Consider the following 14,001-nt stretch of genomic DNA (forward strand, 5'->3'; position numbering starts at 1 on the left):
CTATAGGGCATTTTTCGCGAGGAGGAGACACCTTTTTTATAATAAGATTACCATATGAACGCACAAGAAATTCTGAGGACACATATTAAGAAAACAGTCGATCTTACAGATGAGCAGTTTGATTATTTTTTTTCCTTCTTTAAACCCAAATTTTTTAAAAAAGGTCAGGTCGTCATCAGCGAGGGCGAACAGGTTGATCACGAATATTTTGTTCTAGACGGCTGCTTAAAAACATTTTATATAAACGATAATCTGAAAATGCATATTCTTCAGTTTGCAACAGGCACCTGGTGGGCTTCAGATTATAATGCTTTGTACAATAACGAAAAGGCTTCTGTTAATGTCGATTGTGTTTCGGACGCACATACGTTATGCCTTTATAGTGAAGACAGGGAAAAAGTATGTCGGGAAATTCATGAAATAGAACGCTTTCTTCGTTGGCGTTCAAATAGAGGTTATGTTGGGTTACAAAAGAGAATCCTATCTCTCTTGAATAATAACGCACGCAGTCGATATGAGGAGTTAATAGCACAGCATCCTGAATTGTACAATCTTGTACCCAAACAGCTAATTGCAGCCTATTTAGGCGTTTCTAGAGAGACGCTAAGCCGTCTATATCATTTCTAACAATTGATCTATATCACAAAAAAGCAGTTTCTATTTAATGTGATGTAGGTCACACAAGGTTCTTCTCTTTTTACTTCAAATTTGTATTGTTATTTAAAAACAAGAAGAATAGAACTACACATCGAATCAACATAACATCATTAAGTGAGCCAATCGCTATACTTAAATAGATGGATGAAAGATTCTTAAAACGCGAAACAATGACAACATCAATTTTTAAAGTACTTATTGTACTTACATCACATGATCAATTAGGTAACACCGGAATTAAAACCGGCTTTTGGTCGGAGGAACTTGCCGCTCCCTATTATGCACTTACAGATAGCGGTATTGAAGTTACGCTTGCTTCCCCGCTAGGCGGCAGACCTCCCCTCGATCCTAAAAGTGAGCTTCCCGACTTTCAAACGGATGAAACCAGACGTTTTGACGCAGATGAAGCCCTGCAGGAGAAACTTTCTCATACCCTGAAACTTAGCGAAGTGAAAGAGGAAGATTACGACGCCATTTTTTATCCCGGAGGCCACGGACCACTTTGGGATCTGACCAATGATGAAAAGTCTATTGCCCTGATTGAAGCCTTTTACCGGAATGGTAAACCCGTCGCAGCGGTTTGTCACGCGCCGGGAGTATTGAGATACGTAAAAGAGGAGGACGGTTCGCCCTTGGTAAAAGGAAAACAAGTCACAGGATTTGCGAACACGGAAGAAGAGGCCGTTAATTTGACCGATATTGTTCCATATTTAGTTGAAGATGAACTAAAAAACCTTGGAGGAATTTACAGCAAAACGGCGGATTGGCAAAGCTATGTCCTACAGGATGGTCATTTAATTACAGGACAAAATCCAGGATCATCCACAGGAGTTGCTCAGAAATTAATTGAATTGCTGAACAGCAAAAAGTAATTTCTCCTACTAAATAGCATTGCATTATTCATCTGAGTTTTAGCATTATAAAAAGGCAGGTTCAAAAATGACCTGCCTTTTTTTGCTTTAAACACTTGCAATAAATGGAGACTTTCGAACGTATTGATTGTCCGTCAGTTGCTCATTAAGAAAGCATGCCAAATCAGTTGCACTTACTTTTTCGCCAGGACAATCCGTTAAACTGACACGAATTTGCATTCTTTTATCAGTCTGTTCTATCATTGGGAGTCTTACCAAAGTCCAATCAATATTACTTTTTGACAACAACTCGTATTCCAACTGCTTGTTAATGGTAGAAAGCGGATACGTGTTTTTCATCCAGTCCGTTGCAGCTAAAACTTTCGGGCTTTTCCTATCAAAAGGCGTATCGACGTTTAGTCCGGTCGTTACAATATAACGGCGGACACCACATTCAGTCATAGCACGAAGAATATTGGATGTCGATAAACTAAAGATGGTTGGTTCACTTGCAGGGTTTCCCAGGCCCAACGTACTAATTACTGCTTGACAGCCGTTCACCAAATTAAAAACGGCATCATAATCGGCTACATTGCCGTTAACAGATTCTATCAAAGGATTTTTAAGAGTAAGATTATGGGGATTTCTTAGTAAAACTTTAATGCTGAAGTGCTGGTTTAGTAAATATTTAACGAGGTATTTACCAGATTTGCCAGTCCCACCGATGACGGCAATTTTTATATTTTGTTCCATATTATTCTTTATAAAATTATTGAAAAATGAATATCCATCTGATTTTCATAAGTTTGAAATCAGCCTGCAAAGCCCTCGGCTTTTTACAAGTAAATCAATATTTATAAAGAGATTTTAATAAAGCAAGGTTACAAAATATCCTAAAAAAACAGAACAGCAATGACATAATATTTATTAACTTTCCTTTACGGAGTCAGGATAGGCACAGTAAATTGAAGTGAAGGGAAAGTCTAATTCGGTGCCCATTGATAAAATCAAAGATACTACCAAGAGATAGAAGCTAAGCACGGCGTTGACCACCGAGAAAGACCGTTTATATTTTAATTACAATCTTACCAAAGGGACCTCGATCCAGGTGATCAAGGGCTACCAGCAGATCGGAAATCGAATATATGGTATCAATCATAGGTTTCATTTTCGCCTGATCAATTGCACGGACCAACCTTTCCAGCGCAAGTCGATGTCCTGTACCGATTCCTTGGATTTTTATATCCTTAAATAGCAGTGGCATAACCGGCGATGAAACCTCAAAACCTTCCAACGCACCAATCAGTGAAATCGTTCCGCCAACAGCCACGGCGGCCGCCGCTTTACCCAGATGCGAACCACCAACCAATTCGAGAATATGATCTACTCCACGGTTTTCGGTAATTCGGTGTACCCCCTCAACCAAATCTTCTTTATGTCGGTTAATCACGTGATCCGCTCCTACCTTTTTTGCACGTTCAAGCTTATCGGCAGTTCCAGAAACGATCACTTCCGCTCCGAGCATTTTGGCAATTTGAACACCAAATAACGCAACACCACCTGTACCTTCGATCAGTACCGTTTTTCCTGGATGTAGGTTACCCCGTTCAACTAAGGCAAACCAAGCTGTCAAACCAGAACAAGGTAAGGTGCAAGCTTCAATAGCACTCAATGTCTTGGGAGCATGCACAAACCATTCTTCAGAAAATGCGACGTATTCAGCTAATACGCCCGGATAAAAGCCACCCAATGTTCGATAAGCTAAGGTTTTGGCATCTCCGGGGCGGGCACCATCTATCCAATCAGGTGTAAACATCGATATTACTTTATCATCAATATTGAATCGAGTTACCTGATCGCCAAGTGCAACAACAGTGCCTGCGAGGTCTGAACCCGGGGTAAAGGGAAAATGAAGCGGTAATCCACGGCCGGTTTCAATTACCATTTTATCACGATAATTAAGGGAAACTGCGGATATTTTCACCAAGATTTCGTCACTTTTGGGTTGCGGAACCGGCACTTCCCCCAGTGTCAATCGTTCCCTTCCAATACCATCTAGCTGCCAACTTTTCATTTTATTATCTACCATTATCATTTATATTTATTCCACGGCAAAGTTATCCAGCTTCTTAAAGGTGCACAATAACTGATAAATTTATCAGTACCTAACCTGTTTGTAATATTTTTTAGTTTTGTGCGATGGCACATTACGAACGAAAAATTCCAATATTGGATTGTGGGCATGAGTACACCAGAAGAGTTCTTCACGGTAAATGGAAAATCCGAATCTTGCTGTATATAGCAGAGGGCATTAACCGACCAAGTGAATTGGAACGTCATATTCCGCAGGCCACCAGAAGGGTGCTTGACGCGCAATTGGCAGAACTCTTAAAGCATGAGATCATTGACAGAACTGTATTTGATGAGTCTGTAAAGCATGTGGAGTACTTCCTTACAGACCTAGGAAAATCTTTAATGCCCATTATTGCCGTAATGGGAAAATGGGGCAACGAACATATTGACAAGCTGCGGAAAGCCATCAATAGCAATTAGAAAAAAATGTTTGATGAGTTTATAAAAATTCGATTCTCATTTGTGGCGTTATGCAAATTCAAAATTTATTTCATGTATTTTCAAAATTTACATTTTGTTTAAATAACATTTTTCGTTGGTTCTTATCTTTTAAATCGGCTAAACATTTCGGAAAGCCATTCGTTAGTAAGATAATGACGCTTCCAACACAACACCAATAATGGCGATAATCTGTGTTTTTACTAAAATATTACTCATGACGCACGTTTTACAGCTTGACAGTGACACTGCATCGTTTGGCGGGTTCAAGCAAAATAAGGATATTCCAAAGGTTATTGAATCAAATGTATTGAAGGCACTTTCCTATTATCCGGAGCTGAAGAATACCCACATTCGCTTTGAATTTAAACAACACATAAAAAAATCAGTTATGCAGGCGCAACCGGTAGCCTTATCATTGCTCCGAAAAAAAGAAAACAGAATCTACAAAATAAATATCAGTGCCCTCTTTCAGCTTAACCATACCGCTATCCCTATCCATCAGCTCCCGGATAGCATCATGATTGGATGGATTGGCCATGAGCTCGGGCATATTATGGATTATGAATCGAGGAATACCTGGAGCATTATTGGGTTTGGAGTTTCCTACCTGTTTTCAAAAAAGTTTATTCAGCGCGCCGAACTTACCGCTGATACCTTTGCAGTAAATCATGGCTTAGGAGCTTATATTATAGAAACAAAACGCTACATTCTGGAAAATGCAGATATCCCTCAAGTTTACAAAGATAGAATTGCCCGATTATATACTTCGCCCGACGAAATTGTAGAACAGGTTAGAGCACTGGAAGAAGATCGAACATTACCCTAAGTCGTTAAGGAACTTCTCAAAGGATAAAAACTCGTCCTCCTTCATCACTCTCGGTATTTTTACCTGTCCACCTAGCTTCTTTGTTTGTGCGCTCCATTCGTAAAAATGATCAACAGGAACAAGTCTCACCTCTACGGATTTCAATGCCTTGTTTCTGGCCACGTCGTAGTTTTTATTCAAGGTACGCAATTGTTTATCTAAGTACTCTGCCATTTTCACCCCATCGGCCAATTCACTTGCCGTTCCCATGATCCATCGATTTTTGTATTCCTGTTCATTCACCAAGGCCGCAACGGTAAATTCCTCAATCGTGATATTAAATTCCCGTTCTACCAAGGCCATGGCCTCATTCATTTGGTAAACTGACAATTGCTCCCCAACAACATTTAAATAATGTTTTGTTCGGCCGCTTATTTTAATCTCCATCTTCTCTTTGTTGGTTACCATCACCGTATCGCCGATCATATAGCGCCACGCTCCCGCTACGGTCGAAATTAGGAGTACATAATTTACGTTCTCTTCTACTTCAGCAATACATAATACCTGGACATCCTGTTTAACCGTTCCATCTTCCGCTATATTTTCATCGGTAAAGGGCACAAACTCGAAGAACACACCATTATCCGTAATGAGGGCCATGTCAGCATCGGGTCGTTTTTGCGTCGCTAGGTAACCCTCAGAGGCCAAATAGGTGTCAATGTAAACAATAGGTCGCCCCACCAGTTTCTCAAAGCTCTTCCGGTAGGGTTCAAAGGCAACACCACCAGAAGTATACACTTCCAAATTCGGCCATACATCGTGGATAGTGTTCAATTTATTAAAAGAAATGATTTCCTTTAACATAAGTTCCGTCCATGACGGAATACCCGTAATACTGCCAATATCCCAATCGGGGGCATGCTCCGCTATCTTCCTTATTTTCTGCTCCCAGTTATCCAGCGAAGCAATTTCGTTACCCGGTTTATAGAACTTTCTGAACCAAAAAGGAATATTGGCCGCACTGATCCCGCTGATCTCTCCTTCCAAGTGGTCATCCTTTTGAATCAAATTGGTGCTGCTGCCCAGCATCAATATCTGTTTCTCAAAAAATGCGGGCGGAAGATCAAAATTTCTTAAACTGGTTATTTGCTGGATCCCCGCTCTGCGGATGGCTTCAAGCATATCCTCCGTTACCGGTATGTATTTGCTGTTGCTGGTTGTTCCGCTACTTATAGCAAAATATGACTGTCCGCCGGGCCAGGTAACGTTTTGATGTCCAGCTAATAGGTGATGCCACCATTCCTTATACAACTTATCGTAATCGAAAATAGGTACCGCCTGCTGGAATGCCTGCACCAAGGATTCGTGCGATAAAATCTCCTGAAAACCATATCGCTTTCCAAAAGCAGTTTGCTTGGCTTTGTTTAAGAGCTTTCTCAATACCTGATGTTGCTCCTTCACGGGATCGGTTTCTGTACTAATTGCATCCGAAAGATGAATAGCTTGCTTAATGATTTTACCTACTATAGCCATACTTCAGTTATTTTATACTACAGTTTAGGTACTGAATCGTTTTAAAAACTTCAAAACAGAAATCATTCAGTACTTAACCATTTAACTACTTCCCTACTTAACTAAGAATCAGGAGCAAGCAATTAGTGTACTAAAAGCGAACAATTCTGTTTCGAAAGCGAACAGCCTTCTTTCTAAAAAAATACACATCATACTAAAAACCAACAACATACACATATAGCATCCCTTTGGTAGTTGATATAGAACAACTTTCTATTAGGTTTTATAGAACGACCGGTATGCTATGATCAGGAATTTTTTAAAGGTAGTTTACAGAAACCTTTTTCGACATAAAGGGTTTTCTGTAATCAATATTACAGGACTAGCCATTGGCATGGCCACCACCATACTTATTCTCTTGTGGATACAAGATGAGGTAAGCTATGATCGCTTTCATCAAAATAAAGATAGGATATACGAAATCTGGAATCGAGCACCCATTGATGGAGAAATCTCCAGCTGGAATACCACCCCTACACCGCTCGCACACGCTTTGGAAAAAGATTTACCGGAAGTAGAGCGTGCGGTAAGAGTAAAAACCGATGTGAACGCGCTCCTTTCTATTGGCGAAAAAAGAATAGTGAAGTCGGGAAACATCGTTGATACTGGTTTTCTGCAAATGTTTAGCTTCCCTCTATTACAAGGTGATCCTTCAACCGCATTGGATAATGTGCATTCGGTGGTGCTTACGAAAAAAACAGCCAAAAGCCTGTTCGGCAACGAAGATGCGATGGGTAAAACGATAAAAATTGGAGATACAGACCATTTTACCATTGCAGGTATTTTAAAAGATCCACCAAGCAATACACGGTTCAATTTGACTATCTAATACCCTGGGCTTATCTAAAATATGGAGAGGGACAGGATTTGGGCTGGAATGATAATAGTATTTCCACTTATGCGATGTTAAAGCCCAATGCAAGCTACGCCGCCGCAGCTGCTAAAATAAAAGAGCTGAAGCAACAATACACAGATGAAGCAAAAACGATGAAATGGGAACTGTTTATGTATCCGCTTGATCGCTGGCGATTACACTCAAGCTTCACCAATGGCGTAGAGGATAATAAGGGCCGTAGTACATTTATAAACTTATTTGGCATCATTGCAGGGTTTATATTATTGATTGCATGCATCAATTTCATGAACCTGAGTACTGCACGAAGTGAAAAACGGGCAAAAGAAGTAGGTATACGGAAAGTGGCGGGTGCTCAGCGAGGTTCGCTTATCGTCCAATTTATAGCAGAATCTGTCTTTCTCTCCGTTCTGGCCGGGCTGGTAGCTATCCTTATTGTTTGGATAACCCTACCCGGTTTTAACCAGCTTACCAATAAAGAGCTATCCATAAGCTATAACAACCTCAATACATGGGCGGCACTTATCGGATTTATTCTATTCACCGGCTTTCTAGCAGGCAGTTATCCTGCCTTTTTTCTTTCATCTTTCAAGCCCGTTAAAGTACTCAAGGGAACATTTAAGAAAGCAAACGCCTTGTTAACGCCCAGAAAAATACTGGTGGTATTACAGTTTACTTTCGCCATCATTCTTATAATCTGTACCATCATTATAAAACAACAGATAGATTATGCGCGCGAACGGAATACCGGATATAACAAAAACAATCTCATTTATCACTTCATGACGGGGGATGTAACGAAGAATTACCCCTTAATAAAAAATGAGTTGATTGCTTCGGGCATTGCAGAATCGGTTACAAAAACAAATTCACCCCTTACGGAAAGGTGGAGCGATGGATGGGGACAGGCTTGGGAAGGAAAAGATCCAAATGATAGAACATCTTTCGATCGGTATTTAGCAGATGAAGGATTAGGAGCTACGGCAGGATTAAAATTTATACAGGGCCGTGATTTCGATCTGAAGAACTTCCCTACCGATTCAACCGGACTCATTATTAATGAATCATCCCTTAAAGTGATGAAGTTTAAAGACCCTATTGGGAAAATAGTAGAAGATCTTGGAATTAGTTGGCATATCGTAGGCGTGGTAAAAGATTTTATACTTACCAGCCCTTATGAACCTACAAGGCCCATATTAATATGCGGAGCGAAGAGCCGCTTCATGACTTTTAACGTAGTGCAGATAAAATTAAATGGAAATCATTCTATAGCAAAAAATCTAGAAAGGACAGAAGCGATCTTCAAAAAATACAACTCCGAATATCCCTTTGATCCAAGATTTATTGACGAAGAATATGCCAGAAAATTTGAAGATGAAAATCTTCAAGGCACCCTTGCCAGCTTGTTTGCAGGCCTCACCATCTTCATTTCATGTCTTGGTTTATTTGGTCTAGCAGCCTATATGACGGAAAATAGAGTTAAAGAAATCGGTATCAGAAAGGTTTTGGGTGCATCGGTTGCCGGTATTACTGCACTCTTATCGAGAGATTTTATAAAACTCGTGATCATTTCGTTTCTGATAGCAGCACCACTGGCATGGTACGGCATGTATAAATGGTTGGCAAACTACACGTACCGAATTGGCATTGAGTGGTGGGTGTTTGCATTGGCGGGATTTTTATCTGTGATAATAGCATTATTGACCGTAAGCTATCAGTCGATAAAAGCAGCAATCGTAAATCCTGTAAAAAGCCTGAGAACAGAATAAGATGATTTAACAGCAGTATACCATGAAATGGAGATGACGCATTTTTGTTTAAGTTGTTAATGCATTTTATGGAATTGATTATAGATATTGATAAAATCAAGGACACCATCAAGAAAGAGTGGCTTTTGAGTACATTGAAATTAATGGAAAGATTTCAAAAAACCTAAAAACTTAATTTTGCCATGATTTTCAATTTTAGTATATTTGATCATTATGACTACTATAACTGCTACACTTCATAACAACAAGGATGTTAAGCTCTTACAAGAGGTACTCAACCGTTTCGGTATTGCATATACTATAAACGAGGATACAAATGAATATCCGTTTACTGAAGCCGAGCTCAAAAGTTTCCGCGACACACAAAAGGCTTTTAAAGAAGGTAAAATAATCGCGAAAGATTGGAGCGAAATCCAAAAAGATCTTGACCGTGCGTTCCATTAAATTATTAGAAAGAGCTGAAAAAGAACTATATGCTTCTGCTGAATGGTATGAAGAACAACAAAAAGGCCTATCAGGCAAATTCGTTAAACGGATTTCAGCAACACTGAATTCAGTCAAAAATTCTCCACTTCTTTTTCCTATAAGAACAGGTGACGATATCCGTTTTGCTCCGGTAAAAGTTTTCCCTTTCGTCATCATCTATTGGTTTGATCAGCCTAACGATACCGTATACGTTATCTCAATTTTTCATACCTCAATGGCCCCAAACTATCCCAATAAAGGTTAATACAGCCATTATTCGGTGAACTAGCAGCGACACAGCAGATGAATAAAACATTGATTTATGGTGGTGGTGAAAATCAGCAGCGAAAAAAATACAGCGTATTAAACTGAGAAATATGGGCAGCAGATAAGTTTTCTCAAGGTTACTAGTTAGACTATAATAGCTTAATCTATTACAAGCACATGTATAAAAAAAGTCTTCAACCGGGGAGATTGAAGACTTTTAACTAACCAATTATAAACCTAAATTATGATGACACAAAGATAGTGTACAAATCACACTTTGCAAAATATTTTTTCCATTTTTTTTGAGTATGATATTAGCATGACATAAGCTCTTAATTTTTCCAGGAGATGTACAGAGTCAACCCTACTTCTATTCTAAACTATTTAATTATATTAAAACATATAAATAATTGAAAAATAAAATATTAAATGATTCATTTAAACTGATTATAGAATAACAATCTTTCGGTTTTTCTTTTTCTTTCCCCATTTCCGATTGTACCATATAATAAACCCAGTTACTGGTAAACCAGCACCAATGATACAAGCAAAAAAAGCTAAGATCTTACTGGGAAGTCCGATAATCTGACCCGTATGAATATCAAAATTCATTCGAAATATTTTTTCTCCGAGCGATAGGTTTTTGTAAGGCTTCGTGCGTTCGGTTGTGCCAGATAGTTCCTTAAGACTACCTTGATCGAAATAACGAAAATCCATATTATAGATCAGCGTGCCATCTCCAAAACCGACGTAGGTTTCATAGGTGTCCGCTGGCCTTTCTGGAAATCCGATAAACAAACGCGCAAAGCCATTCGGATATAAGCTGTTTATCTTATGAAAGATCATATCCTCTGGATGATTCAGTTTCGGCAGCCCTACAGTCAGCGTATCAGAGAGCGGCGTTTCTGCGGTAGCTGCTGGTTGCTGCTTCCAGGTAAGCGTACTGTAAACCGCTTTCTCGAACCATTCGAAGGTAAACACCACCCCACTGATTGTTAACGCCATCACAACAAGCAGCGAATAAAAGCCCAGCACATTATGCAGGTCGATGTTAAGCCTTTTCCATTTCGCACCCCACTTTATTTTAAAGCTCTTTTCTCTAGCCTTTTTATTCCACTTGCTCGGGTACCACCAGATGAAACCCGTAATGAGCGTAATAAGAAATAAGATACAAGCGGCACCAACGATGGGACTGCCTATTTTCTGCGGTAGCCAGAAGAAACGGTGGCCTGCCCGAATAAAAATAAAAAACTTCTCCGAAGGTGAGGGTTCCCTTTTATCTTTTAATTTTTCGCCAGTGTAAGGGTTTACATAAACTAGTGCACCTCCATCCTTCCCCAGCTTAAAGCTCAAATAAGCCGCCCGGTTAACTTTTCCATAGGTAATCGACTGCGCGTTAACCGCCTTGCCCGACTTTTCGCTGAGGTATTGCCCGGTACGCGCAATAAGTCTTGAGGGAACGAGAAAAGAAGCCTTTTGAGGAGCAACCTGTTGGTACCTTTCCGTAAAATGCCAAACCTCATATCGCCAAACCCATATACCGCCCGTGAGGCACACTACAAACACAATAATCCCAGAGAAAAGACCAATCCAGAGGTGAAGCCATTCAGAGACCTTTCGGAAGGTAGACTTATTAGCCTTAACACTTCTTTCTTTTTTAATTAGCATATTAAAACTTAAAACTGATCGTACCCAGGTACTGCCTTAACGTTTCCGGGATACCGTAATTAGTCCAGTACCGCTCATTGGAAAGATTATTAGCCTTAAGGCTTAAGCGCCATTTCGGCTGATCATAAAAAACAGACGCATTCAGTACCGTATAGGCTGGAATAACGATGGTATTTTCTGCATCGAAGAAACATGAAGACACGTAATTACCGCCAAATCCCAATCCAATATTCTTCAGCACATTTCCCGTGAATTTATAACTCGCCCAGAAGTTGATGAAATCTGTAGGAACCTGTGCCTGGTAGTTCCCGATATTAGCCGAGGCATTCAATATCCGGTAGCTGTTGGAGGCATATCCAGCAATGATATTCAAACCATCCACCGGGTTAGCAATCAGTTCCGCCTCAAAGCCCTTACTTTTTGAGGTAGCATCCTGAATCATTACACCTTCCACATTACGCGTGTCATTGCTGATCTTTATGTCGTAATACGATAGCGTGGCATTTAATTTTTTATTAAGCACCTCCAACTTTACGCCACCCTCCCATTGGTTTGCTTGGCGAGGCTTGAAGATATCCACCGTACCCGTAGGCTGCGTAACCGGGCCCACATTCTGGAAACCATTCATGTAATTTCCAAACACCGAGAGCTGGTCTTTCACCAGCTGGTACGTTAAGCCCAGCTTAGGGGAGAAAGCCGTTTGGTTATAAGCACCCGTAGCGGCCTTCACACCATTGGCAATGGGTGCTGCGTTCTCAAAACGATCTACACGAAGGCTCAACATAGCCATTAAGCGATCAGTAATATTCAATACATCAGACGCATAAGCACTGTAAGAGCCCTGTTTATTCTCCGTATTGGATTGCGGCTTGGTAGCAACAATCGCATTTACCGCTTCCAGGTTGATGCCGGGAATAATCGGCGAAGCCGAAAGATCTATCTGATCATACGTGCCTACACTCGTAAATCGTAAAAAACTGCGGAAGGTATAAAAACTAACGCCCACCAAAAGTCTATTACGAAGTCCTCCTATCTTGAAGTCACCATTGAAATTCTGCTGACCGTTCAAGGAAGTAAAAATTCTAGGGCCATAGTTCGAAATAGTTCTGTTGAACTTGTTATCCTCCGTCCATTGCGGGTAGATCTGGTTACTATGGTCAATTTGATTTTCGCCGTAGGCGATGCTCGTTGTTGACGTCCATTTATCAGAGATCTCATACTTTGCTTCGCCATAAAAGTTATTAGCGGTAAGTTGTGCATCTATATCAGCACCCCCCAGAGAAATGTCAAAGCCAATGGGAATATCACGGAAATTCTTGTAGGAAGTGTTGTTCAAATTTTGGTAATAGGCCACCGTAGAACGGTTTGTTTTATTCAGTTCCGCCTCCAGCAAAAATGTTAGTCGATCGCTCACCTTATACGAAAAACTCGGGGCGAAGGTATACATCTTCTTATGCCCGAAATTCTGGAAAGAATTTTCCTTATGGGCGGCAGCATTGATACGCAGCAATGCCGTTTTATCCTCATTTAAAGGCGTATTAATATCCGCTGTTAGTCTGCTCAGCTCATAGCTACCCAAGGTAAAAGACACCTCACCCAAAAAAGTATCCATCGGCTTTTTCGTCACCTGGTTCATCAAGCCACCAAAGCTCACGATGCTCGATCCGAACAAGGTGCCCGAAGGGCCCTTGATCACTTCCACCCGTTCCAAATTGATGGGATCAGACTGATAAGATTGCACCGCTAGGCCATTCCGAACGGTGGTTGTCGCACCGAAGCCCCTGATATTAGCTCCCGTACCACCAGCAGGGTTATTATTGGGGGCCACGCCAGGCACATTACGTAAGATCTCCTTGAAGTCAACAATTTGCTGTTCAGCAATCAGCTCTTTACCAACAGCCGTGTACACCTGCGGATTTTCCAAGTTGTCTAAAGGCATCCGAGCGATGTAATCGCTTTTTTTAACGGCAAATTTGTTTGTTCCCAAGGAATTGATGTTCACCGCCTCCAGCTGTGCAGACGTTTCTGTAAGCACAAAATCCAACTTGGCGATGTCTTCTGTACCAAGTGTAACCTGTTTTTCCTGCGACTGCAGGCCGATAGACCGCGCAATGACGCTGTAGGTTCCAGCTGGTAATCGATTGATACGGTATTCGCCCACTTCATCCGTCAGGCCACTTCGCTGAATAGACGGTATAGAAATAGTGACAGATGGTACCGGTTTTCCGTCGGCAGTTTTTACCGATCCACGCAAACTAGTTTGCGCTTGCGCTGCTTGTGATAATAGCACTAATGCTATGAATAGACAGGCCATGAGTACATTAGGCACATGTCTGCGATTGCCCGATCGAGACCGCGTAAATATAGAGCACATATAAAGTTAGTTAAGAATGATTATAAATTGCGACGAAAATAGTGATTTATTTAGTTTAATTCTAAATAATATGATAATTATTTGTCGAAGTGACGATTAAGCAATACTCCTCCCCTTAGTCGCCGTACCTCATTGTCCTAAGGGAT

13 protein-coding genes are annotated in these 14,001 nt (G+C 40.7%); 8 read left to right on the forward strand and 5 right to left on the reverse strand.

What is annotated here, in order from left to right; translation table 11 throughout:
- Nucleotides 1–54: 54 nt before the first annotated feature.
- Both BMY50_RS04965 and BMY50_RS04970 read left to right on the forward strand, forming a co-directional pair.
- Nucleotides 55–627, forward strand: coding sequence for a Crp/Fnr family transcriptional regulator (locus BMY50_RS04965; protein WP_093319410.1), 573 nt, complete (start codon nt 55–57; stop codon nt 625–627).
- Nucleotides 628–827: 200 nt separating this feature from the next.
- Nucleotides 828–1,529, forward strand: coding sequence for a type 1 glutamine amidotransferase domain-containing protein (locus BMY50_RS04970; protein ID WP_093323599.1), 702 nt, complete (start codon nt 828–830; stop codon nt 1,527–1,529).
- Nucleotides 1,530–1,616: 87 nt separating this feature from the next.
- Here the strand turns inward: BMY50_RS04970 and BMY50_RS04975 are convergent, their stop codons facing one another.
- Both BMY50_RS04975 and BMY50_RS04980 read right to left on the reverse strand, forming a co-directional pair.
- Nucleotides 1,617–2,261 (reverse strand): NAD(P)-dependent oxidoreductase, encoded by a 645-nt coding sequence (locus BMY50_RS04975; RefSeq protein ID WP_093319414.1) that lies wholly within the window; start codon nt 2,259–2,261, stop codon nt 1,617–1,619.
- A 313-nt stretch (nt 2,262–2,574) separates the two neighbouring features.
- The gene (locus BMY50_RS04980; RefSeq protein WP_202907739.1) at nt 2,575–3,597 is read right to left on the reverse strand and encodes a zinc-dependent alcohol dehydrogenase family protein; all 1,023 of its coding nucleotides are present in this window, start codon (nt 3,595–3,597) and stop codon (nt 2,575–2,577) included.
- A gap of 110 nt (nt 3,598–3,707) precedes the next feature.
- Here BMY50_RS04980 and BMY50_RS04985 point away from each other — a divergent pair, with 110 nt between their 5' ends.
- Nucleotides 3,708–4,061: a winged helix-turn-helix transcriptional regulator gene (locus tag BMY50_RS04985; RefSeq protein WP_093319419.1), complete on the forward strand. Its 354-nt coding sequence runs from the start codon at nt 3,708–3,710 to the stop codon at nt 4,059–4,061.
- A gap of 235 nt (nt 4,062–4,296) precedes the next feature.
- Nucleotides 4,297–4,908 carry a hypothetical protein gene (locus BMY50_RS04990; protein ID WP_238383663.1) on the forward strand — a complete coding sequence of 204 codons (612 nt, stop codon included), beginning with the start codon at nt 4,297–4,299 and terminating at the stop codon, nt 4,906–4,908.
- Here the strand turns inward: BMY50_RS04990 and BMY50_RS04995 are convergent.
- Nucleotides 4,900–6,420 carry a GH3 family domain-containing protein gene (locus BMY50_RS04995; protein ID WP_093319424.1) on the reverse strand — a complete coding sequence of 507 codons (1,521 nt, stop codon included), beginning with the start codon at nt 6,418–6,420 and terminating at the stop codon, nt 4,900–4,902. The two genes, BMY50_RS04990 and BMY50_RS04995, sit on opposite strands and share 9 nt — an antisense overlap.
- Nucleotides 6,421–6,703: 283 nt before the next feature.
- On the opposite strand from BMY50_RS04995, the gene BMY50_RS28415 reads away from it, so the two are divergent.
- The 4 genes from BMY50_RS28415 to BMY50_RS05010 all read left to right on the forward strand — a co-directional run bounded on the left by BMY50_RS28415 (nt 6,704) and on the right by BMY50_RS05010 (nt 9,811).
- Nucleotides 6,704–7,288, forward strand: coding sequence for an ABC transporter permease (locus BMY50_RS28415; RefSeq protein ID WP_238383664.1), 585 nt, complete (start codon nt 6,704–6,706; stop codon nt 7,286–7,288).
- Between the two features lie 74 nt (nt 7,289–7,362).
- Nucleotides 7,363–9,081 carry an FtsX-like permease family protein gene (locus tag BMY50_RS05000; protein ID WP_238383665.1) on the forward strand — a complete coding sequence of 573 codons (1,719 nt, stop codon included), beginning with the start codon at nt 7,363–7,365 and terminating at the stop codon, nt 9,079–9,081.
- Nucleotides 9,082–9,294: 213 nt separating this feature from the next.
- Nucleotides 9,295–9,525 carry a hypothetical protein gene (locus tag BMY50_RS05005; RefSeq protein WP_093319428.1) on the forward strand — a complete coding sequence of 77 codons (231 nt, stop codon included), beginning with the start codon at nt 9,295–9,297 and terminating at the stop codon, nt 9,523–9,525.
- Nucleotides 9,512–9,811: a type II toxin-antitoxin system RelE/ParE family toxin gene (locus BMY50_RS05010; protein WP_162276536.1), complete on the forward strand. Its 300-nt coding sequence runs from the start codon at nt 9,512–9,514 to the stop codon at nt 9,809–9,811. Before BMY50_RS05005 ends, BMY50_RS05010 begins: the two co-directional genes overlap by 14 nt.
- Nucleotides 9,812–10,260: 449 nt before the next feature.
- Here BMY50_RS05010 and BMY50_RS05015 read toward each other — a convergent pair whose 3' ends face one another.
- Both BMY50_RS05015 and BMY50_RS05020 read right to left on the reverse strand, forming a co-directional pair.
- Nucleotides 10,261–11,481, reverse strand: coding sequence for a PepSY-associated TM helix domain-containing protein (locus BMY50_RS05015; RefSeq protein ID WP_093319438.1), 1,221 nt, complete (start codon nt 11,479–11,481; stop codon nt 10,261–10,263).
- A gap of 1 nt (nt 11,482) precedes the next feature.
- Nucleotides 11,483–13,855, reverse strand: a complete 2,373-nt coding sequence (locus BMY50_RS05020; RefSeq protein WP_093319443.1) for a TonB-dependent receptor — start codon at nt 13,853–13,855, stop codon at nt 11,483–11,485.
- Between the last annotated feature and the right edge of the window lie 146 nt (nt 13,856–14,001).

This window comes from Olivibacter domesticus (genome assembly GCF_900109575.1).
Lineage (GTDB): Bacteria > Bacteroidota > Bacteroidia > Sphingobacteriales > Sphingobacteriaceae > Olivibacter > Olivibacter domesticus.